The organism is Chryseobacterium sp. MYb328 (genome assembly GCF_037572595.1).
Classification (GTDB): Bacteria; Bacteroidota; Bacteroidia; order Flavobacteriales; family Weeksellaceae; genus Chryseobacterium; species Chryseobacterium pennae.
In genome coordinates, this window is sequence record NZ_JBBGZQ010000033.1 from 19,483 (window position 1) to 46,125 (window position 26,643).

Sequence of the window (26,643 nt, forward strand, 5' to 3'; positions counted from 1 at the left end):
ATAGAGATTAAAATTAAATCAGCATCAATGTCCTAAGGAAAGAGCTTCAGCCTATCATTTCCACTAGAGTACTCAAATAAGCCAGATCTACATTTCTTTACCAGCATAATCACTGCGCTCCAACCCCTGATAAAAACTTCACTTCAAAAAACAAAAAAGCTGCTTCCAAAAGAAAGCAGCCTATAGATTATTGATAAATCTAAAAATTATTTTTTAGCTTTTACATCAATTGCGATTTCGATGTCTTTGCTGATCATCCATTCTGCAGGATCAGTTTCAGTAGTTCCGAATTTGATTCCCCAGTCTGTTCTGTTTACAGTGAATTTAGCTTGGATAGCTGCTGTATTGTCTACTACATCTACTTTAGCAGGGAAAGTAACATTCATTGTTTTTCCCATTAATGTAAGGTTTCCGCTTACTGTTTTGTTAGCTCCTGCTACAGCATCTTTCGGTGCTTCTTTCAGGTCTGCTACGCTTGTAATTTTAAAATCTGAAGCAGGGTTTTTCGCTACGTCAAAGAAGTCAGGGTTTTTAAGGTGAGCTTCAAGCTCTGCAGGTTTTTTATCTTTTTCAGTTACTGAAGCGGGATCAACTTTAATAGAAGTCATATCAATATTGAAGTTTCCAGCTACTACTTGTCCACCTTCAATGCTTAAGTCTCCTGATTTTACATTAAGAGTTCCCCAACGAGGAGCGAAACCTCCTTTATGGAAAGCTTTCCAATTCACAAGAGAAGTTGCAGCATCTACTGTCAATACTTCACCTTTACTCTCAGCAACCGACTGTTCTGTAGCTACTGATGTATCTGTTTTTTCTTTATTGTTACATGATGTTGCCAGCAATCCTACTGCTACTAATGCAATTACGCTAATTTTTTTCATATTATTGAACTGTTTAAAAAAGTTTATTGTTTTCGGGTACAAAAATAGAAAAACCTTATGGGTCATCTCTTATCATACATCAAGAAATGTAAATTTTGTTACCAATGTTAGGATTTGTAATATAAGAAGAAATAAATGAGGTATGGAAATAGTATAGTTTATTATAGACTTCTTTTTGAATTTACACTTCTCATCACGAATTCTTATTTGATTTTCAAGATATTTTCAAAGATATTTTCACATTAAATATTTAATTTGAGAATAATTTACATATTTAATCTTTACCTATAAAAATAATACCATAAAAAAATCACAAGGGAACATCTAAAATCTATTAAAGGAGGAATTGATTACTACCCAGCTGGCTATTTGCATACTTGCAGATGCCCATATGTATCATAAACAAAGTCCCTCGGTTAGAGGGATTTTATATATATGGTCTTAAGATTTATTATCTTCATAATTAGTCACAGTTTCTATTTTTTTAACATATATCATTAAGTTGTGAATTGTTTTTTAAAAATTATTATCTTCGTGATCAGTCACAGCAAGGATCTATAGGTCGGGTTATTTCAGCATGTTGTGAATTGCTTTCAAAAATTATTATCTTCTTGATTAGTCACAGCGTCTCCTGATTCTGCCGTATCCGGGAGCCGTTGTGAATTTATTTCAAAAAAATTATTATCTTCGTGATTAGTCACAGCGAAATTCTTAACAGTAAGCAAATTGCAATTGTTGGGAATTGCTTTCAAGAATTATTATCTTCGTGATTAGTCACAGCATGATTGCCTACATTAAAGAGCTTGTGATTGTTGGGAATTGCTTTCAAAAATTATTATCTTCGTGATTAGTCACAGCTTCAAAGTGAGTAAGGACAATTCCTTTACTGTTGGGAATTGCTTTCAAAAATTATTATCTTCGTGATTAGTCACAGCCAACTTGTGAATGTTGTGGGCGTACTAATTGTTGGGAATTGCTTTCAAAAATTATTATCTTCGTGATTAGTCACAGCTGAAATATGGTTCTGTAAGAACTGCGCATCGTTGGGAATTGCTTTCAAAAATTATTATCTTCGTGATTAGTCACAGCAATGAAACATTTGTTTTGTCTGTCTAAGTCGTTGGGAATTGCTTTCAAAAATTATTATCTTCGTGATTAGTCACAGCGATGGAACTGGGGAGGCGATTGGAAAAGCTGTTGGGAATTGCTTTCAAAAATTATTATCTTCGTGATTAGTCACAGCGATGTTCTTAGAACTGCCGTAGCTTTAGTTGTTGGGAATTGCTTTCAAAAATTATTATCTTCGTGATTAGTCACAGCTACGAAGATAAAGAAATGCCTTTTCCACTAGTTGGGAATTGCTTTCAAAAATTATTATCTTCGTGATTAGTCACAGCGGGTTAGTTCTTCTAGTGCTTTCATAATTCGTTGGGAATTGCTTTCAAAAATTATTATCTTCGTGATTAGTCACAGCATAAGTTTTATACAAGAAAGAAATGAAATGGTTGGGAATTGCTTTCAAAAATTATTATCTTCGTGATTAGTCACAGCGCATAATGATTATTCTGTTCAGCTCTTCCTGTTGGGAATTGCTTTCAAAAATTATTATCTTCGTGATTAGTCACAGCGACTCAATCCAACAGCCCCCAGTAGAGATAGTTGGGAATTGCTTTCAAAAATTATTATCTTCGTGATTAGTCACAGCCAGGGGTCAATTTTGGTGGTGGAGGATTTAGTTGGGAATTGCTTTCAAAAATTATTATCTTCGTGATTAGTCACAGCCTCAAAAAACAATCTACTGAAAATCAGCAGATTGTTTTTGTTTTTAGGATTTAAAATTTAGAATAATTCAAGCTGTTGAAAGGTTGGAGGAGGTTCTTCTTTATTTCTGGCAAAGAATATTTCAATATCTCCAAACTGTTTGTCAGTAATGCACATAATGGCAACTTTACCTGCTTTTGGAAGCATAAACTTAACTCTTTTAATATGAACTTCAGCATTTTCACGACTCGGACAATGCCTTACGTACATTGAAAACTGAAATAATGTAAAACCATCATCAAGCAAAGATTTACGAAAGCGATTGGCATCTTTCATATTGGCCTTAGTCCCTGTTGGTAAATCATATAATACTAAAACCCACATAATTCGGTAAGCATTAAACCTTTCGGCATTCATATCAGTTCAGGATAAGAGATCAAACGCTTTTCTCCTGTATAACATTTATACAGTGATGTTGCTGTTGTTTTCACGGCAACCAATAATGGTCTCTTTTTATCATCTATTTTTACATCTTTGGTCGCAATCTGTAAAATAAAAGCTTTAAATTCTTTAGTTAAATCTTCCGTCTCTGAATTGATTGTAAGCCATTGCATTACTAGTAAATCAACGAAAGGACGATAAGGTTCCATCAGATCATCGGCCAGACAGTAAGGATTATATTTATTTTTATGGAAAATTCCAAGAACAGGAAGCAGTCCGGTCTCAACAATTGCTCTTGCCACAATGCTTCTGAGAACCGAATATCCGAAATTGAAAAACTGATTGGGTGAATCTCCAAAACGCTGTCTCAAAAAATCCAAACTAATGAGATACTTCCAGTAATGTTGTGCTGCAATACCTTCCATATTGGTAATATCACCGCTTTTCACATTATTTTGATAATCAATCATTGGTTCGTAATAATTCCCTAAACGTTTTAAAACTTCTTTTTGATTTTCAATTTTACATTCAACAGTTTGTTTCCAAAGTTGTTTTTTGAGGGGTTCACTAGCTTCTAATTGGTCTTTGATCCGGTCAGAATGTTCAGTGTGTCCATACAATGGAAGCATAATTCCGTGTGGTAAATGATGACCGTCACAGCTCACCACCACCACATTATTTCCCATCATTTTCTGAATCAATTGGTGTGAAATAGTAATCTGGAAATGATCCAACATCAGCAACCCTAAATCTTCTACCGGAACTTTACCTTTCATCTCATTGGTGGAAGGTTCTAAAATATACATCTGTTCATCTTTAAGTTTAAGATAAGCAGGATTGCCGATATAAATGGAACGGGTGATCATAAAAAAGGATTTATGATTTTCAATTTTTCACCGATAATCATTCCGTTACACATATCTTCTGATAGTAAAATAGCACAATCATTAAGTATTTTAATAGTAAGTTGTGTAATTTCTTTCTTACCCTTTTTCTCTTTCCTTTCGAGATTTTTTATAAATTCAAAAGGAACTAATTGAGTAACAAATGGTCTCTTAAGCAATATCTCTATTGCCTTATCTTGCTTTTTAATATCCTTATTATCAAAAGCATATAAAAGAACATTCGTATCAATTGCAATATTACCTATATTCATCAAACATTTTTTTAACTTTTTCTTTTGTTAGAATATTTATATCACCTAGCCTGTCACAATCAATTTTAAAGCAAACCTCTGCAATTTTGATTCTATCCTCTGACATTGTGACCTGAAGTTTATTCTGGCTTTCCAATTCTCCGATTTTAGTTTTTGAATCATATTGTTTTATTAGATAAGCTATATCTTGACGGACGAAGTAACATTCAGTGCCTGAAGTTTTTTCAACTTTATAGATTCTCTTAATTTGTTCCTTATTTAAATCATTCAAATTCACATCACCACTCACAAACTCTTCTCCTTCAGGAACATAAACCAAATCATTGGGAGATAAATAAAATAACAGTTTATCTCTTTTTTTATTTTCTAATGGCACTGAATTCAACCTTTGTTTTTGCCTTTCAATAACTTCATTCAAAGGAATTGTTTCATAGCTTCTTTTTCCACTTTTATCTTCATAAATCGCAAAAAATAAGTTAGTTCCTTTAGCAGCTTCTACATATTTATTTTTTTTATTCCCTGATTGCCCAATAGAAAACCTTCCCGTTCCTTTTTCAAATACCCTTACTTTAAAAATTGGCTGGTGAAATACTCCGTTATTTAATTCAATAATGTTTTTATTCATCTCTTCGATAGATTCCGGAGTGAATGCTAAAATTTCAGGAGGAATTTCTTTTCCTTTTTCATCGAAAGCACCTTTATAATTTTCTAAATGTGACAAAAGTATTTTTTGTATGCCTGTATCCGTTATTGAGCTCCTAATTTTTTTCTCATCGAAACTTATATCCAACGGTTTTCTAATTGCAGTCAATATTTCTTTTTCACCAACTTTTACCCAAGGCAAATTCACTTTTGCATAAACAAATTCTTTATGCATTGGCTTTCTTATTGCCCAATTTGTTCCCGTTTGTTCTACTCTTTCTTTTGTCTTCACCCCATCTTTCTCTACATATTTTTCATAATAATTAGTAGCCTTATTAATCACACGAAGATTTTGCTTAAAACTTACAATAACGGTTTCCAATTTATTCTTAGCATCCACAGTAAAATTATCCCAAGGCTTCAAAAATTGTTTCGGAGCTTCTCTTTCGACTCTGTTGCCAGTTTGTGGATGTTTGTAAATAATTTTTTCAAACTTCATTAGTTTCTTTTTTAAATCATAACGCTTAGTATCTGATTTTGCAGACTGATTATTAAGCAGATTCACATGATCTTTTGTCGCACAAGCAATTACCAAAGCATCTAAAGCGTGATGTCTATGGTCGATTCTTTTCTTTGAAAATCCCTTTGAAAACTCTACAGGAACGGTTGGTAAAAATTTCTGATGATTTTCATTCCAGGAAGTAAAATCTGTTGAATTGGTCAATTGATTCATCCGTTCAAAACGTGGTAAAATCAATTCATTCCAAACATCATTTAAACCCCAATCTTGTTTGAGCTGTGTCGTAATTTTCCCATTCCCTGGAACAATATTTTTAGAATTCACGCCTTCATCAGTACCGTCTTCCTGTCGAACGATATTGGAAAGAACACCTGAGATATATTTACTGATATGACGAGTATCATTCAACTGACGTTCAATCATTTTTTCAGGAATTTCTTCTAAAAGGAGCTTGTTTCTTTTGCCTCTATTATTGGCATAATGTTTTTTTACAAAATCTTCGTATTCTTCAGCTTCAAAAACTTTTACACTTTTTCCAAAACTACACTCAACAATCGTTCCTCCAAAATGCTTAATAAATCCTAAACCAATGTAATTATCTTTCAATTTATTAACTGCTGACTCACAAATAATTTTATTACTAAAACTGTCATCAAAATATTTGCTTTGCGGAATGATATGTTCAATTTCATATTCCGATGTAAATAATTTATTTAATGGAATAATCTGTCCTGTATAAGGAGATTTATACCTCTGTTCCAGCCAAAGTTTGTATTTCTTTAAATCTGATGAAGAAGGTTGGGCCGTTTTACTGATTTTCAAAATATCATCGTCAATTTCTATATCAGATTTTAAAATTCCATCTTCATAAATCTTCAAAATCTCCTGTTGCATAGGAGAATAAGGACGAACATCTTCTACAGAATTATCACTCATCATTTCTGCCAGTAAAGCTTTGATACGGAGATTTGTATTTTCATTTTCCGTTATTCTCTTTGTAGCCTCTACCCTTTCATCTTTTGTTTGTTTCATCTCCCTTCCCAGCTCAATATGAATTTCGTTGAAGAAACCTTTAGCTCCATTTCCGTATTTCAACCAGATATCCTTTACCACTCGAAGCGTTTCTGTAATTACCTGTTCTACAATTGGGTTACGAAGCGAATGTTGTTTAAACCCTTTTAAAAATTCTTCCAAATCATCAGCAGAATTCCATTTACCAATCATTGATCCTTCTGAATGCCTTCCATAAACAACGTATTGAGCCAACCATAATTGTAAACCTTGAAAATCATTTTCTACCGTAAGATGAATTGCCTTTTCTCTCACTTTATCTTTGATATTTTCATCAAATTCACCAGTAATAATTTTCTGAATCCTATCTTTTGAATGTTCGTTGATATTTTCGTAATTCCAGTATTTACCTAACCTCATCAAAGGCAGCAATTTCTTAATAGCTTTTTCAGAAAAGGAGCCATATTCACTTTTAAATGGGGGAAATTTTTTGAATGCTTCGAAGAACGAATTTTCATCGAGCTTATATTTCCCAGCAAAAGTTTTCAATGCTTTTTCATATTCAATCTTGTCATTGACAGAATAGATTATATGCCAAATTTTTTGTTCAATGTCTCTTGTCAGAAAATCATCAGAGATATTTTCAACCTTATCCAATCTCAATGAAATCATTGTTTTGGTTTCGTTACAAGGATATTTTTTATCTTCAACATAATTCCAGCGAAACTTTTCAGTTTCAGCATTGAGTAATTTTCCTTTAAATTCTTTTTGCTCCAAAAGAAATTTAAGTAGTGGCTTCTGTTCAATTTCTTTTCTGTTATTCAAGAATTCAAATAGATTTTCAAAATCTTTGGTGGTGCTTAAAAATTCTTTTGTAACGTTAACATCATCATCTTTTTTATAAATATTCAGATTAAAAATCCATTGCCAGATACGGAATTCCTGATAAAACGGGTTAGACTTTGGGATTACTTTTAAAAACTGCGTATGTTCTACTCCATTTGCATCTTTATACTTTCTGAATTCCAAAGTACAATTGGAAATAGATGATTTCTGACTTCTCAAAGGTCTTTGGTAAAAAATAATATCATTCATAAAAAGGTGTACAAATTCTTTTTTACTTAAAGTCAATTGATGTGCTTCGTTATTTCGATACAATTCCCGCACACAATCGTTGTACAGGTCGTCACTCTTCAATTCCTGATAAAATTCTTTCTGCTTTTCTAAAATTTGTTTAAGTTCTTTCTTGTAAAACTTTCTTTCAATGGTACGAACCAGTTTACCTTTGATCTTCTGTTTCGGATTTTTAAGAAGAGTTTCATAAATATATGTTCCAACAGTTTTGTGGGATTTATCAATTTCCTGCTCGGTTTTCTTTTTTATAAGTGTCCAATCATTTTCGCTAGGTGCACGGAAACTTCTTTTTTCATTTCCGTCTTTGTCAGTTTTGACACTTCCATCATCATTTAAATCAGTAGAAACTATAAAATCTCTTGTTTTATCTTTCCAATCTAATAAAGACGTTTTGCTTGAACGTCTGTAAATCCAACCATTTTCTAAAATTAAAGAATACCAAATATCAGATTTCCCTTTTTGAGGCTCATCTTCCAAAACATCTATAATTTTTAAGGAATAAAATTCTACAAGTTTATTTGGATTCTCTTCCTCTTCCTCGCCACGTAATTGATAATATCCACGTTTTTGATTAAAATTCAATAGAATCCAGGCCAGCTCTTCTTTTTGTATTTTATGAGCAAGTGCCTTTTTTCGGAGATAATAAATCGTCCAATCGTAGGGAATTTTTTTGTCATTTTCTAAAAGTTGGGGTTGATGATTTTTAAAATCAGTAAGCATTTCATCAAAAGAATTCTTGAAAATAAATCCATCATTATTATAAGCCAATTTCGGTTCAGACTCTTCTTTGAACTTTCCAAATCGTTTTTCAAAATCAATTTGCAAAGCATAATGTTCCGGAAGAAAATTCAAAACGTTCAAAACTCTGTGAAGCCTTTCTCTTCTTAACAAAAATCTTTCACGCAGTCTTCTTACCCCTCTATAATCAGTTCTTGCCGCGGTTTGTGAAACAGAATTTCCGGCACCAAATTCTCCAAGAACCTTCTGATCCATTGGAATAATTCGGCTTCCCATCCCAAGAATTTCACCATACTTGTTTTCAAAATTCTGTCTTATCAAGGCCCAGCCAATGGAGTTGGTTCCCAAGTCTAATCCAAGTATATTTTTAATCATTATTTTATTTTTTGGTACTACATAAAAATAGAAATAAAAAAAACATTCAAATTATGGATTCCCATAATTATAGTAAACATGTTTTCTTCTATATTTGTAGTAATAATTTTGAAAAGCAATTCACAATAAGGATTATTCCGTTGTGAAAACATTCAAGGCGGGGCAACTCGCCTTTTTTCGTTTTAAAACCCTATTTTAGCCTTCCGAAAACAGAACAATGACGACCGTAGAATTTATACAGAAACAGCTCGATATTTCTGAGAAGAGCATCAACAATACTTTACAATTATTAGCAGAAGACTGTACCATTCCTTTTATTTCCCGTTACCGTAAGGATAAAACCGGAAATCTGGATGAAGTACAGATTGAGAAGATCTCAAAGATCAGCAAGCAGTTTGATGAAATTGTAAAGAGAAAGGAATCTATTGTAAAATCTATAGAAGAACAGAATGCACTGACCCCCGAGCTCAGACAAAGAATTGAAGAAAGCTTTGATATCCAGGAGTTGGAAGATCTATATCTGCCTTTTAAAAAGCGTAAAAAAACCAAAGCGGATAGTGCTAAGGAAAAAGGATTAGAGCCTTTAGCCAAAATCATTATGAGCCAGAAGAATAATGAAGTGCAGTTTCTGGCATCCAAATATTTGAATAATGAGGTTCCTTCTGAAGAAGATGCCCTTCAGGGAGCGAGAGACATTATGGCAGAATGGATCAATGAAAACATGTATGTCCGTAAGAATCTGCGTCGTTTATTCCAGCGTAAGGCTGTTGTTACTTCTAAAGTCGTGAAGGCTAAAAAGGATGAGGAAGATGCCCAGAAGTTCTCTCAGTATTTCGAGTGGGAAGAAAACCTCAGCAGAATTCCTTCTCACAGGCTTTTGGCTATGTTGAGAGCTGAAGCGGAAGGTTTTGTGAAAACCAATGTGGGAATTGACAAGGAAGAAGCCGTCGATTTTATTGAGAAAGCAATTATCAAATCTGATAATGAAAGTTCTGAACAGATTGCATTAGCGATAAAAGACAGTTATAAAAGGCTTCTGGAGCCTGCTATTTCCAATGAAGCTTTACAGGAAGCTAAAGAAAGAGCTGACAAAAAAGCCATTGAAATCTTCTCTGAAAACCTAAGCCAGTTACTTCTGGCTCCCCCACTGGGAGAGAAAAGGATACTGGCAATTGATCCTGGTTACAGAAGCGGCTGTAAAGTAGTTTGTATAGATGAAAAAGGAGATCTTCTTCATAATGAGACCCTCTACCCTCACGCTCCACAGAATGAATCCGGAATGGCAATGAAAAAGATCCGTTCTATGGTGAATGCTTACAATATTGAAGCAATTTCTATTGGGAATGGAACAGCAAGCCGTGAAACTGAGTTTTTCATTAAGAAAATTGCTTTTGATAAGCCTTTACAGGTTTTTGTGGTTTCGGAAGCAGGTGCCTCTGTGTATTCTGCCAGTAAAATTGCAAGGGATGAATTTCCAAGCTATGATGTAACGGTTCGTGGTGCGGTTTCTATCGGAAGAAGACTTTCAGATCCATTGGCTGAACTGGTGAAAATTGACCCGAAATCGATTGGCGTTGGACAGTATCAGCATGATGTGGATCAGACTCAATTGAAAAATGAACTGGATTCTACTGTGATGAGATGTGTGAACTCCGTAGGAATCAACCTGAATACAGCCAGCAAATCATTATTAAGCTATGTTTCCGGGATTGGAGAGAAAATGGCTGAAAACATTGTGAATTTCAGAGCTGAAAACGGAGCTTTTGAAGACAGAAAACAGCTTAAAAAGGTTCCGAGACTTGGAGAAAAAGGATTCCAGCAGGCCGCTGCATTTGTACGAATCAGTAATTCAAAAAATCCATTGGATAATTCTGCCGTACACCCTGAAGCGTACGGAATTGTTGAAAAAATGGCCAAAGACCTGGGTATTAAAACCAATGAGCTGATTGCCAATAAGGAAAAAATAGCCCTGGTAAACCCTGAACAATATATTACCGGAGACATCGGAATCCTGGGAATCAAGGATATTTTAAAAGAGCTTGAAAAACCTGGTTTGGATCCAAGGAAAGCCGCTAAAGTATTTGAATTTGATCCCAATGTAAAAAGTATCAGAGACTTGAAAGCAGGCATGATCTTGCCAGGAATCGTCAATAATATTACCGCATTTGGTTGTTTTGTAGATCTTGGGATCAAGGAAAGCGGACTGGTTCATATTTCACAGCTTAAAGATGGATTTGTATCGGATGTGAATGAGGTTGTAAAACTGCATCAACATGTGAGAGTAAAGGTAACTGAGGTGGATGAAGCGAGGAAGAGAGTGCAGTTGAGTATGATTTTGTAAGCATGCGATCTGTATTGTTTTAACTCTTAAAATATTTTAAGGGTTTAGAATATTAAGTTGAACTTCCTTTAAAGTATTTGTTTATAAAAATCTTTGATTTTTACTTAACTGACCTTAATGGTTAAATAATTGCTTGTTAAAAGTCTTTATTCATCAATTAAACAAGAAACATTTTGAGTTATAAAAATTTAATTTTCGATCTGGACGGAACTTTATGGGATTCCAGAGCAACGATTATCAAAATATGGAATGATGTTTTAGGCAAGCATCAACTTATCCAGCAAGAGCTGAAGCCTGACGATATGAATCAATATATGGGTTTACTCGCCCACGATATTCTGAAGGATATGCTTCCGGGAATTTCGGATCTGCAGATTCAGGAACTTCTTTCTGAAGTGGTAGCTCAGGAAAACAAGGTATTGCGTATACAAGGCGGTATTCTTTATCCTGGTGTGGAAGATACACTGAAAAGCCTGGCCAATACCCACAATCTTTTTATTGTAAGCAACTGCCAGGACGGATATATTGAGTCTTTTTTAGAATATTACCAGTTCAATAATCTCTTTGTAGACTTTGAATCTCATGGACGCACTCAAAAAACGAAGTCAGAAAACATAAAGCTTCTCATGGAGAGAAACAGTTTATCTGTTGATGATTCTGTATATGTTGGGGATACCCAAACTGATTATGATTCTGCTGCTTCCAACGAGTTGCCTTTTATCTTCTGCGAATATGGATTTGGAAAGCTTTCTAAACAGCATGAAGCCCAGATTTCAGTATTTTCTGATTTAAAAAATTATATTTAAATAAAATCCGTCCCGCAAAACTGTGGGACGGATTTATTTTTTATTTGATCTTTTGTATCGGCATTTCAATAATCCCGTTATGAGGTGGAGAGGTGAGAAAACTTGATATCTCAATCTAATGCTTGATTGAAAGAAACTTTTATTGATTATTTATGTTAAAATAGCCGTTACTAAAATGCAAATACAAAGACATTATTTCAACAAAAAGTGAAGTAAAAAAAATAAAAAAAGGCCGCCTTTTCAGGCAACCTTTTTACTGAAGAGTTATTTTTTAAAAGAGCCTTTTATTTATAATCTTTAGAACTTCTTTTAGGCTCTTTTGCTTCCGGCCATTGTACCGTAATTCCTTTCTCGTCTTTAGGCATTACTCTTTTCTCTCTATTGGTAAATTCAGGATCTTCAGAAGCCATATAAGCCAAAGCTGCCGTTAAGATCACGTTATTCTTCACCTCATCAAAAACAATCTTGTCATAAGTATCTTTTGTAGTATGCCAGGTGTATCCGAAATATCCCCAGTTCAAAGAACCTAATGAGAATCCGGGTACTCCTGCTGCCACAAATGAAGCATGATCTGATCCGCCACCGCCAGGCATTCCAGGGAAATCTGTCTTTATGTGACTTCTTACCGCTTTTGGAACACCATCAAGCCATTTTCCAATATAATCATAAGCTTTTACGAACCCCTGACCACTGATATTAACAACACGTCCGGTACCGTTATCCTGGTTGAATGCTGCCTGTGTTCCTTTAATAATCTGAGGATTATCTGCCACAAAGCCTCTTGAACCGTTCAATCCCTGTTCTTCACTTCCCCAAAGACCAATCACAATAGTTCTTTTGTTATTAGGATAGTATTTTTTAAGGATTCTCATGGTTTCAAGCATTGTAAGTGTTCCCGTACCATTGTCTGTAGCTCCCTGCGCTCCGTCCCATGAATCAAGGTGAGCAGAAAGGATCACATACTCATCCGGCTTTTCTTTCCCTTTAATCATACCGATCGTATTAAAACTTTTCGCTTCCGGAAGCACCTTCGACTGAGCATCGATTTTAATTTTAGGCTGAGCCCCTTTTTCTGCCATTCTGTAAAGCATTCCGTAATCTTCCACATCAATGTCTACCATAGGAATTTTGGATGTCTTAGCTCCAAAGATTCTGTTTGCCCCCATAATTCCGGTCCAGTTTGAAATAGCAATTCCAGCTGCTCCTGCATTTTCTAAAGCTTCGGGAAGTGTATTATTATCATAGCCGATATTTTTTACATAAGCTGCAAAATCCTTGGTTGCCTGCTCTTTTTCTGCCTTAAGTTTTTCATAAAGTTCCGGAGTAGCAAATTCCTTAATCTGCTCATCAGAACGTCCGATTTTCTGATACTGGGCCATCAGCACAATCTTCCCTTTTACGGAAGGAAGCCATTTATCGAATTCTGCTTTGGTTGATACTTTTGGAAGAACTACTACTTCTGCTTCCATTGCCTTTTTGGTAGCCGGACTCCATGCCAGCTGAGTGGCAGACAATGATTTTACCCTTGGAAAAACCATATCAACATGGGTGGCTCCTCTCTGCCATCCCTTCCAAGTTCCGAACTGCTGAAGATTGGCCTCAATACCCCATGAACGAAGCTTTTCTGCACTCCATTCATTAGCAGCAAGCATTTCCGGAGTCCCTACAAGACGGGGTCCTATCCCATCCAGAAGCTCATAAGCCATGCCTTCAAGCTGGGAACTGTTGTTTACTTCATCTACAAAACTCTTTACGATTGGATTAAGGTTTTCTTTTGGGTCTACCTTTACCTGGGCCCATGAAAATTGGGCAGCCAACATTACAGCCGGTACTGCAAAAAATCTATTTATCCTCATAATGTATATTGATTGCACTAAAGATAAAAGAAATTGCGGAGATGATGAAGGAATGGGCATAAAAAGTAGATATAAATACTGTTTGAATAAACCGTAACTCTATAATTTTAAGAATTTCACTGTTGAAAAAGTGACAATATTCTGTATACTCCACTTGGCTTAAAAATTACAGCATGGATTTTTACGAATATAAAATTATTGAGCCGGTAATCATCACAAACAAAACCATATTAACAACTCATTACCAAACAGATACAAACATCTACCGGTAAACGAAAATATAAAAATTCAAATCTAAAGGATTATTTTCCATTCATAAAAATCTGTTCTTCCTCAGAAAGCAGAATGGTATTGTTCTTATTTTCCTTTACAGGAACATTATCCCAGATGTTTTTACTGAAGTCTACCTTTGGATCAAGACCTTTGTCATCAGATTTCCTAAAGGTATTATAGATCAGTTCTCTGCTGAAGTTTTTCTCATGTTTTACTCCTTTGTAAACTGCAAAGTATTTGTAGCCTTCAAGTTTAGTCAATGCAGGAACATACCCATCATCATTTTTATAAAAATCAAATACCAGCATTGCATTCCCAAGCTTATAATCGTATTCTTCTCCTCCGGCTGTTTTTCTTTTGACCATAGGGTAATTTTCCTGTATGTAATGGACTTCAAAATACGTAATTACTTTATCTGCCGTGTTATATTTAAACTCCCCTTTCATTTCAATTCCTTCTCCGGATCTGATCTTAAAGATCACCAATTGTTCGTTACCATCTTCAAATACCATGGTCCCCGAATATTTAGCACCCTTACTTTTTATATGAAATAACACCCGGTTAAGTTCAAAATTGAAAAAATAATTCCCAATATATTCATGAGAAAACTCTCTGTTACCTGTAGTAAAAATACTGTCTGATTTGTTATTTTTCAAATATTTCACATTATTCAGCTGCATTTGAAGAATCTGGTCATAATCCATTTTAGCCCCGTCTCTGTAACTATAATAATTGCTTTTACTCCAAAGCTTCGCTTCTGCAATGGCTAGAAAATACAGCTTATCATTATCTGTCTTTTTCTCTTTGTAGACCACATTGTAAACAGATGGTTTTCTGTAATATCTCTTTTTATAATTTGTATTGATATTCTCAAAGATCTCCCTAAGATCTACACTGGCCATTTTTACTTCATCAATATTTTTATATGCTCTTTTAAGCTTTACTGAGGGATTATATGCTGGTATTACTGCGCTTTGAAAACCCGAAGCTGAAACTCCGAAGTCAGCTGCATCCTGATCTACCGGAGCAAAACCGTCTTCATTGGTATAAACAATCTGGTTATGGAGAATAATTCTTGCATTGGGAACCGGAGCTCCGGTTTCTGAATCTTCTACTCTTAATTTTTGGCCCGAAAAAAGTCCGAAAACCAGAGTAAATAAGACATAATAATGTTTCATGAAAATGCTTACTGTTAAGACAATGAAAATACAAATTAAATTTACAGTTTTCACGATAGAGTGTAAAAATTGAAAATCGGAAGAATAAAACTGAAAATTGTTTTTATATAAAAGAAATCACGTTCAGCAAACTTGCACTTCAGCATTATTTCAACATATATACTTATAAAATTATATATTATAAAGTGAGATGGTTTCAATGATCGGGAATATTGATAGAATTATTTATCCATCTGTATAATTATTTCCATTCAATAAACAGTAATGCCTTCAAAATTGAAAATCGCAAAATCCGAAGTCTCAAAAATAAAGGCATAAAAAAACCGGCTACAAAAGCCGGCTAAAGGTTGAATTACTTCTTAGATTCTTCTACAGAAACTTTTCTGAAATCCTTGAACAATTTGCTAAGTTCTAAAGCTGATTTACGAGCTCTTGTACCTGCTGCCTTGTTTCCTTTTTCCGCTTGTTGGTTTGCCTCAGTTGTGAACGCTTCAAATTCTGCGTTGATTTTTTCAATTAGTTCTTTCATTATATTTAAAAATTTAGGCTGCAAATATAGGTTTTATGGTGATTCCAGCCTAGTAGCAGAGAAAAAAGTTTGGCCAAAATGAGTGAAATTTTAACATATTTCTACTCTGAAACCGATTTTTATCGATTTTCACCCTCTCATTTTCATAAAAAACCTGCTGCAATCCCTAGCAAGCCAATTTTTTTCCAGGATTACCTCATTCATTTTCTTTCTCAATTTTTATTTTAATGGCAACAAATTTTGAAAGACTTACCTGCCACTTATCTTATTTTTTCAAAGCACCTCATGAATTATCTTGTGTTCTGGATTTTATATTAAATTAAAAAAAACGACTTAATCCATGTTCAGAAAATTAATTTTCCTGGCGCTTATACTGCCATTATTTGTTTTTTCACAAAACAAGATCGGTTATAAAATTTATTATGATGAAGATCTTGCAAAGAATGGGTTAAAAATACAGGTAGATTATAAATTGAAAAAAAGCATCTGATACTTTATCCTTTTATTATGCTAATGAAAACTGGGGTGAGAATGATCTTTTTAAAAACCTGACAATAGTAAAGGAAGAAAATCCTGATATTAACTTTGAAATTAAACCTGAAAGCAATACAATAAAGATCCGGAAGAAAGAAGGAACTGAGCTTTCCCTAATCTATCATATCAAACAAGATTTTATAGACCCCAGTTATAAAATATTCAACCGTCCGAGAATCAATAACACATTCTTTCATGTTTTGGGTAAAAATCTTTTTATGGTTCCATTCTCTTTCACAAAAGCACCAGATGAGCGGAAATTTGAATTTTCTGTTGAGTGGGTGAATTTTCCGGAAAAGTTCAGACTTCATAATAATTTTGCTTCTTAAATTCAGAAACATATCATAAACGGTGAAGATATTGATCTTACAAAGGAAATATGGATAGATGGTTTCTATTTCAAGATTACTGGTGGAGTTCCTCAATTGGAAGTTGACAAAAGTAAGAATATCAAGTATCTGACTGAATAAAACGGGGATATAAACCACCCCGTCAAATCTTTGATCTGACACCCTCCAGAGGAAGGGAATTGAAGCCCTTCGATTGTAATATAAGCCTAATAGGCTATTTTGTATTTCTTTATACACTTTCTTTTTCTCTTACATGAACTCACAAGCCTTTGTTCCTGTTTTATCCAATACCTGAAGACTTTCAGGAGTTATTCTTTCCGCAAAGACCACCCGGAAATGGTGATTGTATTTCTTGGTAAGGGAGAAGGTACCGCCCGGAGTAAACAATATTTTATGATCTTCACAATACTGATAAAGCTTCTTCATATCCATATTTTCAGGCATTTGTGCCCAAATACTGTATCCTCCTTGAGGTCTATGGAAATAAGATCCTTCCGGAAATGACTTTCTCAGGACTTCAAGCAGCTGAATGGCCTGTTGATTGAGTTTCTTCCGGAATGATCGCAAATGCCTTTCATAGCTGTTTTCCTGTAAAAGTTTCAGTATCAATTCCTGATAAAGTGGAGATACTGATCGGCCCAGGGCAAACTTTGCTCTTTCTGCTCTTGCATAAAATTGTCCGGCACATAGCCAACCTAATCTGATCCCAGGTGCCAGGGTCTTGGAGAATGAAGAATACATTATGACCCACCCTTTTTCATCAAAACTTTTAATACTGGAGGGTCTTTTTTCTTCAAAGTAAAGATCGGAATACATATCATTTTCGATAATGCATATCTGATGATCTTCTGCAATTTTCAACAGTTCCTTTTTAGTATCATCACTCATCATAATTCCGGTTGGATTATGGAAATTGGGAGTGACGATAAGTGCGCGGACATTATTTTCGCAACATACTTTTCGGAAATAATCTGTGTCAAAACCACTTCGGTAATGAACAGGAACTTCAATAACCTTCAGTCCAAGATTGGCAACAACTTCCAGAATGGAAAATACACATGGGCTATCCACCGCAACCACATCACCTGCCCTGGTTACTGACGTAAGTGCAATTGTAAGTGCCTGCAAAGCACCATCGGTAATGATAAGCTCATCGGGATTGAATCTGCATCCATATATTCCCATTTGTTTTGCAATCTGTTTTCTCAGTGCTTCAAGTCCGTTGGAAGGATAATACCTCAGCAGAGAAGCTCCTTTTTCCCGGATCACTTCCTGCATAGTTCTTAGAATAAGTTTTTGTGGAATCAGAAGATCACCAGGCACTGCGGTATTGAAAGAACTTGATTCTGAAATCCTTTTGGAAGTCAGCAGCATATTCTTCATAAACACCTCATCCCTAACGACAGGAGGAAGCTTTGTTCTGAATTCAGGAATGTTCTCTTCTCTTTTATCTGCAACAAAATAACCTGAACGCGGACTGCTTTCAACCAACCCTTTGATGATCAGATATTCAAAACCATTTTGCACAGAGCTTGTGCTGAGGCTATATTTTGCTTTTATTTCCCGAATGGAGGGTAGTTTATCACCACTCTGCAAAATTCTGTTCCGGATCTGCTCTTCAATTACTGCTGTAAAAGCTTCGTATTTGTATGTTTTCATCGTCTCAGGTCAATCTGTACCGAACAAATTTACAAAATTAGAATCTGTACCGATTGTATTTTAATCATCTGTATCCTTTCTGAATGAATTAATCTCATAATTTTGAAGAAAAAAGAATGGAAATCATTTCAAAATTTACCATAGGTTCAGATGAGGGCGTTAATGATCTTTTTACAGTTGTTAAATCTTATGTAAACACAACTTATAAAGACCTTATTTCAGAGGAAGAGATCAAACACTATATTGAAGACTGGGATCCCAGAAAAATGATCAATGAACTGAACAATCTCTCTAACCAGCTTATTATTACCTATGCCGATCAAAAGCCTGTAGGATATGGTATTTTAAAAAGTGGTTCCCGTTATCCCGGATTTCCGGAAGAGAAAAGGCTTACTGAGCTTCATTTTGTAATTCTTCCTGAATACAGTACTCCTGAGATCCGTGAATCATTATGGAAAAAATGCAGAGCTGCGGCCTCCTTTACTGATATTATCTGGACTAATATCCTTATTCAAGATCCTTTACTGGAATTTTTGAAGGAATCTGGTTTTAGTATTAAAGAAAGTTCCAGGACAGACCCTTTTCAGCTCCCTTCTTATATTGTAGAAATGCAGATCACTAAGAATGGGTAGGTTTTAAATCAATACCAATGATAAAAACTATGGAAGGCAAATCTTAAAAGAAAAGATTTGCCTATCTTTGATTTTTATAATTCTGGAAAAATGAGTGATCAACTGGAAACCATAAAAGATTATTACAACCGCACCCACAGAAACATTCTTGATGTCCCTGAGGCTGATTTTGAGCGTGGTAAATCTCATATCAACATTATTCCACGGAAATATTGTAGTTTTAAAAGCCCTTACAACCGTCGTGATTATTACAAGATATGCTTTATCATAGGAAAAGGAACGGCTCATTACGCCTCTCATAAACTGTATGTTGACCGCCCTGCCCTATTCTTTCCTTCTCCTAACATTCCTTATACGTGGGAATGTGAAGATGATTTTCAGGAAGGGTTTTCCTGTCTGTTCAATCAGGAATTTTTTAATGTAAATTCAGAATTCAATTTGTTTAAAAAAACTTCACTGTTTAAGGAATGGAGTAAGCCATTTATATTCCTGAATGAGGAACAGATCCAATTGGTCAGTATGTACTTTGAGCAGATGTACAGGCTGAATCATTCTTCTTATCCGTTCCGTTGCAGTGGTATTAAAAGTAATCTGGCTTCTGTTTTACACCTGGCTCTTGAAAACCGGGTTGAAGACGTAAGTCTTAATGAGCTCCCTGCCAATGTGCGTTTATACAGACTATTTGATGAACTTCTTAACAAACAGTTTCCTTTGGACTCTCCGGCCTACCCTTTAGTTTTAAAAACGGCTTCTGATTTTGCAGATCATCTGAATGTGCATGTGAACCATCTGAATTCCTCAGTAAAATCGGTTACGAATCTTACAACCACTCATATCATTAAAGAAAAAATATTTGAGGAATCTAAAAATCTGTTGAAATACACCAATTGGGATATTGCTCAGGTGGGGTATACGCTTGGATTTGAACAGCCTTCCCACTTTAATAATTTCTTTAAAAAGCATGCGCAGACTTCACCGCTGAAATTTAAAAACTTATTTTAAATATTTGAATTTTGTAATTTTTACTTTGTCTTTTAAAACTTAGTTTTCTATTTCTTGAAGTATTTTTGCATGGTAAAAAATGAATGAATATGTTGAGAGAAGCATCTGAGAAACGCATCAGATTAATAACCATTATGGCCTTTGTGTCTATCCCGCTTTCTGGGTTTGTCACGGATATTTACCTGCCATCCTTTCCTTCTATGGCCAAGGAAATGATGGTTTCGGAAAAAGATATACAGATTACTTTAACCTCATACCTTTTAAGCTATGGCGTTTCCCAGTTATTTGTGGGAGGAATATTAGACAGTATTGGACGCTATCGCCCTAAATTACTGGCTTTATTCATCCTTATACTGAGCAGTCTTTTAATTACCATGACTAATAGTATTCTGCTGATATGCCTGCTCCGCATTCTTCAGGGAGCCGCTGTCTCAGTACTTGTGGTGGCTACGCGTGCCATTTTTGTTGACATTTATGATTCGGAACGGGTAAAGCATTACCTGAGTTATTTTACAATTGCATGGTCTTGCGGCCCCATTCTGGCACCTTTTCTGGGAGGGTATTTAGAAAAATTGTTTAACTGGCATGCTAATTTTTATTTCCTAGCCTTTTATGCAGGATTTTTATTCCTGTTTGAGTGGTTCTTCAGTGGAGAAAGTCTTCCACAGAAAAAGAAACTTGATCTTTCAGAAAACATCAGTCTGTATTCTATGATGCTTAAAAATAAGATCTTTATGCTGGGAATCATTATTTTAGGATTAAGTTATTCTATTGTAATGCTTTTCAATATCACGGGACCTTTTATTATTGAAAATACATTCCACTTTACTCCTGTTGTGATTGGATACTGTACTTTGATCTTAGGATTTTCATGGATGATCGGAGGTTTTATCGGGAAACGCAGGCTGACACTGGACTTCAAACCAAGGATTTTACAGCCGATTCTTCTTCAGTTGGTCCTGATTGCAGGATTAATCATTACAAGTTACTTTTTTGAAAGTCTTTATATAATGATTCCCTTTGCCTTTTTTATTCATATCTGTTCCGGGATCTTATTTACATCATTCTTTACTACAAGTATGCTGTACTTTCCTAAAAATGCAGGTACAGCTGGCGGGCTGATGGGCGGACTGGTCTATGTTATCACCTCTGTTACCAGTTTTATTATTTCCGTAAGCGGAACGGTAACGGAGCAGAAAGGGCTTTCCTGGCGTTATCTGATCATTGCAGTTTTGCTCCTTGGAGTAATCCTCATTATGAATCAGGCCGTAAAAAAAGAAAAAGCAGAGAATTGATCTCTGCTTTTTTTATTGTTGTTGACTGCATTATGATACGGAGAGTTTCACTCAACAGAAGAATGTCAATTTATTTCAGATTTTCCAGATACTTTTTTAAAACAACAGCATGACAGTGTTCTTCATCCTTTGCAGCATAAACCAATGTGATTTTTTCCTGATTTTCAAGGCGTTTCAGAAAATCTTTACCCAGATTACTTTCATAAAGTTCTTTCATATATTTTTCTGAAAATTCTTTCCAGAGCCGAGGATCGTGATGGAACCATTTTCTTAATTCTGAAGACGGCGCAATATTTTTATCCCATTCATTAATATCAGCTTTTGCTTTATTGAGCCCGCGAGGCCATAAACGATCTACCAAAACCCGACAGCCATCTTTTGGGGAAGCTATTTCATAGACTCTTTTTAATGCAATTTCGGACATAATACCAATAGTAAAGATCAATCAAAACATGAATAAATAAATGCAAACCTCATTCCTTCTTCCTTTGAAATTCAGTATTCGGTTTTAATAATATCAAAAATTAATATTTTCTGACCTGCACTGTTGAAACCCCTTCCAATTTCACTTTTTCCACTTTTTTCAGGAGTCCTGTTTCAGCATTTCGTTTGAAAACAACAGCAGTTCCGCTTACCGGATGGGCCACGATCAAGAAATTTCCGGTACTATCGATGGTAAAAACTCTCGGATGTATTCCTTTAGTAGATTGGTAGCCTACAGTTTTTAAAGTTCCATCATTTTGGATTGAAAATATGGCTATATTATTCTCATTTCCTCTGTTTGAAGCATACAGATAGCGTCCGTCAGGAGAGATATGAACATCTGAACTTTCAAAATTATCTTTAAATTTCTCTGAATGGGTATTGATTCTCTGAATGGGTTCCAGTTTTCCATTCTCATATTGATAAACACTTACTGCGCCCCCCATTTCTTCGATACAATAGGCGAATTTTCCATTTGGATGAAAGGTAAAATGTCTCGGACCACTTCCGGGAGTTGCCTGTGTAAAAGAGGTTTCCGTTTCTGTCAATGGCTCTTTTTTATCGCTTCCAAAGGCATAGGTTCTTATTTTATCTGCTCCCAGGTCAGGCAAAAAGAGGTACTTAAAATCAGGAGAAAAAACCGTTGAATGAATATGGGCACGGTCCTGTCTATCCGGATTTACACTTCCTTCCGAAAACTGAATGTTCTGAACATGGGGCTGTATAAATCCATTTTCTAAAATGGGATACACGGATGTGCTTCCTTCCGTATAATTTCCATTGACCAGCCATTTTCCATTTTGATGCGCTGCCAGATAAACCGGATTTTCGCCACCACTTTTCTGATTGTTGATAAAGGTGAGAGACCTTTTCTCCGGACTGAATTCAAAGCTGCTTACGCTTCCTGCATTTTTTGTCTTACTCTCGGTACAGGAAAAAAGATACTTTCCATCGTGTGATAAGGTTAGAAATGACGGATTTAAAACTCCCTTAACGGATGTTACTTTTGCGAGTTTTCCTTTGAGAGGATCTAATTGATAGACATAGATTCCTTCAGATTCTTTATCATGGTTAAATGAACCAAAAAACACATAGGTATTCTGCGCACATAATGTAAGGCTTGCTAAAATAACAAACATTGTGCTTAAAGTTTTTTTCAATTTTTAATTAGTTTTTTTTAAATGTTCCGGGAATAAAATAGAGAACTATAAATTTATATATTTTTATTTGAATTAAGATATTTTTCAACCATCAAAAAAAAATTAAATCTCCTTACTGCAATACATTTTATGACTTCATTACCTACCACATTTCACTTACAACGATTATATTTAATTTACTCATACATTTTTATCAATAAAAAACTTTATCTTTACTCATTCATTCTTATAACAGATAATGTACTATCATGATTATGGGAATGATCTATTAACAAGGCGTTATTATGGGTATAATTAAGCCTACCTTTACTAAAATTTAAATTATAATGAATTATAAGCTCGAGCTCAATACTCAAGAGCCTAACTCTAAAATTGTTTTTCACAACATCATATTTGATTCATTCAAAATCAATATTGTTGAAAGATACATCGGGGCAATGAATTTCCGTCCAAAACTATCTAATGTTTTATTTAAAGTAAGAACCTTAGATAATCAACTTATTAACAGGAAAGATGGTAATATAAGGGTGAAAATTAAGGAAGACAATTTTGAGACGTATCAAAAATTATCACAGGCATTAAATTCTTACGAGTATAAAAACAAGCTGATCAACAGACAGGAAACGGATCAGAATTATGTACATTTTATATTGAGCCTAGTGATTGCAAACTATAATCTTAATTAGTATTTTCTGCAATTGATTTTCCATTGACACCCGTATCTTTGGCGTCAATCCTTATCAATTGATCTTCATCACCGGATCGTTTGCAATACGTTCCATGATGTGAAAAATTTTCACAGGAGAATTCACAGAATTTCAACACTGAAATCATTTGAGACAATCATATTATAAGCCTGGAAGTTTTAAAAACTTCCAGGCCAATTTGCTTTTACACCTACTCTCAGATATTTCGATCAGATCATCTTATACGTCCTGTCTATTTCACACCTTTTGAAATAGATCTATTATTAGCATAAATTTTTACATGAAAATACCTAGAGGAATTTCCGTTGAATATTCTTGTTATATAAAAATCCGCTATACTTTAAAGCAAGAATCATTTTTTTCTTTTTTGTTAAAAATAAAAAATTTATTGTGTTATTCGCCTCAGACAATATTTAATTCAAAAAATAAACAATATTAATATATCATCATTTTCCTTTCTTCTATATAAGCTTAATAAATTAAAAAGCAAATGAAATTCACAATAGGCCTTATTGATAACTACAATTGCCTAGTAACATAATTTGTCTTAAATTTGCACCCGATTCTCATGTTTAATTTGAGTTTTCATGGTTATTAGTTTTTATCCTCGAAGTCATTCGGGGATTTTTTGTTTCTCTACTTTTCAAGAACAACTTTAAAGTTTTGATGAATCCAATCCAACAGAAGCTTTCAGCTGTTTTACAAAATATGGTGGAGTGAATCCTTTTTCTTTTTAAAAGTATTGACGATAGGATATGACCGTGATAAATCAAGTTTCTTAAAATTAATTATACAGTGAATAATTCCTCCATTAGCCAATACAGTGAGCAAAGAAGAGTGACTTACAACATAAGCCCACATTTTAAATTTTCTGTTTGAATAAAATATCATAAAATCTATATATATTAATAAAATACTGAACAGCTATTCAATATTTAATAAACAAAACTTTAATAATCTTACAATTTAATAAACTTTATTCAGAATTTAATTTTCAATCTTAGACTGTAACAAATCCCAGTACCACCAATTATCAGGATTGATTAATTCTCAATACAATAATAAAAGATTAAAACTTAACCTTTTTAACTGATACTTATATTTTTATTTTTTATAAAATGTAAAATCTGATATATTCCTTCAAAAGGTAATCCACTCTCTAAATTACAAATTATATAATTTTTATTTTTTTGCTTTATTTTCAATTTACTAAACTGAGTTTTATTTAATATATTACTTTTTAATTCTTCCTCTAATGCAAGACTAACCTCAATAATATCATTCAACCCTATATAATCAATTAAGCTATTATCATTTATTATAATTCTTGTACTTGTAAGTAAAAACCAATTTTCATTATTTTCAAAATAAATAATTAATGGTTTTTCCTCTTTAAGTAAAGTATTCCAAACTATATTGTATCGTTCTTTATTCGAATCATTAATTATTTTTGTTTTTAAACCTTCATCTCCTTTTCTTTTAAAAATAGACAGATAAATAGGTGCTTTATTTTCATTTATCATTTTAATTTTTTTTGTGAAATTTAACCTAGCTTTCCTTATTTCTATTTAAAGAAATGTATTCAAACTCATAAAGATAATTAAAGGATAATAATTATTAGTATCGGTAATCTCAAGAGCGCCTTCGCTGTTTTTAGCAAAACTTAACCCTGTATTTCCAAGGTGGTCTTTATATTGGTAATATATAATTATTTTCTAATTTAACAGAAGAAAACCATTGCATGATCGGCAATGGTTTCTTTGTTATATCTTGTTAGTCCAAAATCATTTATTCATTCTGTATTTTTCAAAACTACTTAATATCATATCTTCTAATTGAGTAAAATTGCAATACACAAAATTGGATGATATTGATATGGGAGTACCATAAGATCTATAATTTGCTTTAAGTAATTTTGATTTTATTCCATTTGAAATATTAATGTAGCCCTCTGGATTCTTAACCTTTATAAACAAAAAATTTACTGATGCCACATTACTCTTTTCTATTGAAATTATATCATCCCATTTAATGAGACCAACACCTACAAAGCTTGAATTATCTATAATACCTTCTTCATTAACAATAATCCCCATATTTTTATCAAATAACCTTTTTTTAACCATAATAATTAAAATAAATCCAAAAAAAAATACGGCTACAAGACCAATAAACTGTATAAGTAATGTATTGTTTATTAAACGTGTAATAAATATATGAGGAACAACGATAAATAGAATACCTAAAATTACAAATACCAGGCATCCTATTATTGATAATAAAACTTTTTTATTACTAGACTTAATTACTTTTGTTTCCATTTTTCTTTTTTGTTAATTAATTTACTACACTCTCTCCAGCTTCTGTCCCTATAATACCACCAATGATCCCACCAACAATTCCTCCTATAAGAGCACCTGGTACAGCTCCTACACCTCCAACAAAAGCCCCCATTCCCGCTCCTAGTTCTGCACACACGGCCCCTTGATAAGCTCCTATTGCACTACCTATAGTACCACCAGTAGCTGTGGTAGCATTCTGCCCAAATGTCCCTCCATCTTTTTCAATACCATTATATATATTGACACCTCCAATAACAACAGTTCCTGCTATACTTGCTTTTCCTAAAATATTTCCAGCTTTACCCATGTAAACAGGTTTGATATATGTTTTGCCATTTCCGTAAAACTTGGTAAAAACTAAATTAACAGGATTATCTGGACGAGCAGTGCCTACGTATAGTTTAATACCATTCTTCCCACTATATGAAAGTCCTTCAGCAAATCCACCTACACCATCATTTACATTTCCTGTATATCCTAAATTAAAACCCTTATTATCCAAAACATTATTTAGATTATATGGACTATAGTAAGGCAATCTAATCTCTGGGATATTAGGTCGCTTCATATGTACTACCATTTCCTGTGAGGTAGTCGCATTTCCTGCGAGACCTCCTGTCCACCAACTTGTATATCCACCAGAGCTAGGGGGACGGTTTCCACCCAAATTTCCAGGATAGAAGCTTGTTCTCAATCTTCCGCCACCGCTCAGCATTTGTCCCATTACACCACCTCCCTGGCTTTCAATAAAACCTGTATACTCTGCCTGCATTGCCTGATAATCATAAGGAAGTATCTTTCTGCCATCAGGGTCAATGAACATTATCGGATTATTTA

At 34.2% G+C, this 26,643-nt stretch carries 19 protein-coding genes, 2 pseudogenes and 1 CRISPR repeat array; of the genes and pseudogenes, 7 read left to right on the forward strand and 14 right to left on the reverse strand.

Annotated elements, in window-relative coordinates:
• Window positions 1-206: 206 nt before the first annotated feature.
• On the reverse strand, window positions 207-881 hold the full coding sequence (locus WH267_RS23245) for a YceI family protein (RefSeq protein WP_340011325.1): 675 nt from the start codon (window positions 879-881) through the stop codon (window positions 207-209).
• A 303-nt stretch (window positions 882-1,184) separates the two neighbouring features.
• Here WH267_RS23245 and WH267_RS25220 point away from each other — a divergent pair.
• A pseudogene (locus tag WH267_RS25220) lies at window positions 1,185-1,283 on the forward strand (bacteriocin-like protein); the annotation flags it as partial.
• A gap of 177 nt (window positions 1,284-1,460) precedes the next feature.
• Window positions 1,461-2,663: direct repeats of the CRISPR family, unit length 47 nt; unit sequence GTTGGGAATTGCTTTCAAAAATTATTATCTTCGTGATTAGTCACAGC.
• Window positions 2,664-2,720: 57 nt separating this feature from the next.
• Here the strand turns inward: WH267_RS25220 and cas2 are convergent.
• From cas2 to cas9, 4 genes are read right to left on the reverse strand one after another with little or no spacing between them, the layout of a single operon-like run.
• Window positions 2,721-3,059 (reverse strand): CRISPR-associated endonuclease Cas2, encoded by a 339-nt coding sequence (cas2, locus tag WH267_RS23250; protein WP_340011326.1) that lies wholly within the window; start codon window positions 3,057-3,059, stop codon window positions 2,721-2,723.
• Complete coding sequence (cas1, locus tag WH267_RS23255; RefSeq protein ID WP_340011328.1) at window positions 3,056-3,949, reverse strand: type II CRISPR-associated endonuclease Cas1; 894 nt, start codon at window positions 3,947-3,949, stop codon at window positions 3,056-3,058. The genes cas2 and cas1 overlap by 4 nt, the downstream gene beginning before the upstream one ends.
• On the reverse strand, window positions 3,946-4,239 hold the full coding sequence (locus WH267_RS23260; protein WP_340011330.1) for a PIN domain-containing protein: 294 nt from the start codon (window positions 4,237-4,239) through the stop codon (window positions 3,946-3,948). Before WH267_RS23260 ends, cas1 begins: the two co-directional genes overlap by 4 nt.
• Window positions 4,226-8,659, reverse strand: coding sequence for a type II CRISPR RNA-guided endonuclease Cas9 (gene cas9 / locus WH267_RS23265; protein ID WP_340011331.1), 4,434 nt, complete (start codon window positions 8,657-8,659; stop codon window positions 4,226-4,228). The genes WH267_RS23260 and cas9 overlap by 14 nt, the downstream gene beginning before the upstream one ends.
• A 217-nt stretch (window positions 8,660-8,876) precedes the next feature.
• Here cas9 and WH267_RS23270 point away from each other — a divergent pair, with 217 nt between their 5' ends.
• Both WH267_RS23270 and WH267_RS23275 read left to right on the forward strand, forming a co-directional pair.
• Window positions 8,877-11,000: a Tex family protein gene (locus tag WH267_RS23270; RefSeq protein ID WP_340011332.1), complete on the forward strand. Its 2,124-nt coding sequence runs from the start codon at window positions 8,877-8,879 to the stop codon at window positions 10,998-11,000.
• Between the two features lie 173 nt (window positions 11,001-11,173).
• Entirely contained in the window at window positions 11,174-11,806 is a 633-nt protein-coding gene (locus WH267_RS23275) for an HAD family hydrolase (protein WP_165852234.1), read from the forward strand.
• A 284-nt stretch (window positions 11,807-12,090) separates the two neighbouring features.
• On the opposite strand, the gene WH267_RS23280 is transcribed toward WH267_RS23275, so the two are convergent.
• The 4 genes from WH267_RS23280 to WH267_RS23295 form a co-directional block, all read right to left on the reverse strand.
• The gene (locus tag WH267_RS23280; protein WP_340011334.1) at window positions 12,091-13,662 is read right to left on the reverse strand and encodes a M20/M25/M40 family metallo-hydrolase; all 1,572 of its coding nucleotides are present in this window, start codon (window positions 13,660-13,662) and stop codon (window positions 12,091-12,093) included.
• A 302-nt stretch (window positions 13,663-13,964) separates the two neighbouring features.
• Entirely contained in the window at window positions 13,965-15,113 is a 1,149-nt protein-coding gene (locus tag WH267_RS23285; RefSeq protein WP_340011336.1) for a carboxypeptidase-like regulatory domain-containing protein, read from the reverse strand.
• A gap of 352 nt (window positions 15,114-15,465) precedes the next feature.
• The gene (locus WH267_RS23290) at window positions 15,466-15,642 is read right to left on the reverse strand and encodes a histone H1 (RefSeq protein ID WP_034684091.1); all 177 of its coding nucleotides are present in this window, start codon (window positions 15,640-15,642) and stop codon (window positions 15,466-15,468) included.
• Between the two features lie 1,133 nt (window positions 15,643-16,775).
• Complete coding sequence (locus WH267_RS23295; protein ID WP_340011341.1) at window positions 16,776-18,185, reverse strand: aminotransferase-like domain-containing protein; 1,410 nt, start codon at window positions 18,183-18,185, stop codon at window positions 16,776-16,778.
• Between the two features lie 116 nt (window positions 18,186-18,301).
• On the opposite strand from WH267_RS23295, the gene WH267_RS23300 reads away from it, so the two are divergent.
• From WH267_RS23300 to WH267_RS23310, 3 genes are all read left to right on the forward strand, one after another.
• Entirely contained in the window at window positions 18,302-18,817 is a 516-nt protein-coding gene (locus WH267_RS23300) for a hypothetical protein (RefSeq protein WP_340011342.1), read from the forward strand.
• 90 nt (window positions 18,818-18,907) lie between these two features.
• Window positions 18,908-19,819, forward strand: a complete 912-nt coding sequence (locus WH267_RS23305) for a helix-turn-helix domain-containing protein (RefSeq protein ID WP_340011344.1) — start codon at window positions 18,908-18,910, stop codon at window positions 19,817-19,819.
• An 89-nt stretch (window positions 19,820-19,908) separates the two neighbouring features.
• A complete protein-coding gene (locus tag WH267_RS23310; protein WP_123318850.1) occupies window positions 19,909-21,114 on the forward strand; it encodes an MFS transporter in 1,206 nt (401 codons plus the stop codon).
• Window positions 21,115-21,184: 70 nt separating this feature from the next.
• On the opposite strand, the gene WH267_RS23315 is transcribed toward WH267_RS23310, so the two are convergent.
• Window positions 21,185-21,538, reverse strand: a complete 354-nt coding sequence (locus WH267_RS23315; protein ID WP_340011347.1) for a DUF488 domain-containing protein — start codon at window positions 21,536-21,538, stop codon at window positions 21,185-21,187.
• A gap of 100 nt (window positions 21,539-21,638) precedes the next feature.
• Window positions 21,639-22,736 carry a lactonase family protein gene (locus WH267_RS23320; protein WP_340011348.1) on the reverse strand — a complete coding sequence of 366 codons (1,098 nt, stop codon included), beginning with the start codon at window positions 22,734-22,736 and terminating at the stop codon, window positions 21,639-21,641.
• A gap of 347 nt (window positions 22,737-23,083) precedes the next feature.
• Here WH267_RS23320 and WH267_RS23325 point away from each other — a divergent pair, with 347 nt between their 5' ends.
• A complete protein-coding gene (locus tag WH267_RS23325) occupies window positions 23,084-23,443 on the forward strand; it encodes a prevent-host-death protein (RefSeq protein ID WP_115971571.1) in 360 nt (119 codons plus the stop codon).
• A gap of 1,106 nt (window positions 23,444-24,549) precedes the next feature.
• On the opposite strand, the gene WH267_RS23330 is transcribed toward WH267_RS23325, so the two are convergent.
• From WH267_RS23330 to WH267_RS23340, 3 genes and pseudogenes are all read right to left on the reverse strand, one after another.
• Entirely contained in the window at window positions 24,550-24,987 is a 438-nt protein-coding gene (locus tag WH267_RS23330) for a hypothetical protein (protein ID WP_340011350.1), read from the reverse strand.
• A gap of 261 nt (window positions 24,988-25,248) precedes the next feature.
• Complete coding sequence (locus tag WH267_RS23335; protein ID WP_340011352.1) at window positions 25,249-25,785, reverse strand: STM3941 family protein; 537 nt, start codon at window positions 25,783-25,785, stop codon at window positions 25,249-25,251.
• A 16-nt stretch (window positions 25,786-25,801) separates the two neighbouring features.
• A pseudogene (locus tag WH267_RS23340) lies at window positions 25,802-26,643 on the reverse strand (hypothetical protein); the annotation flags it as partial.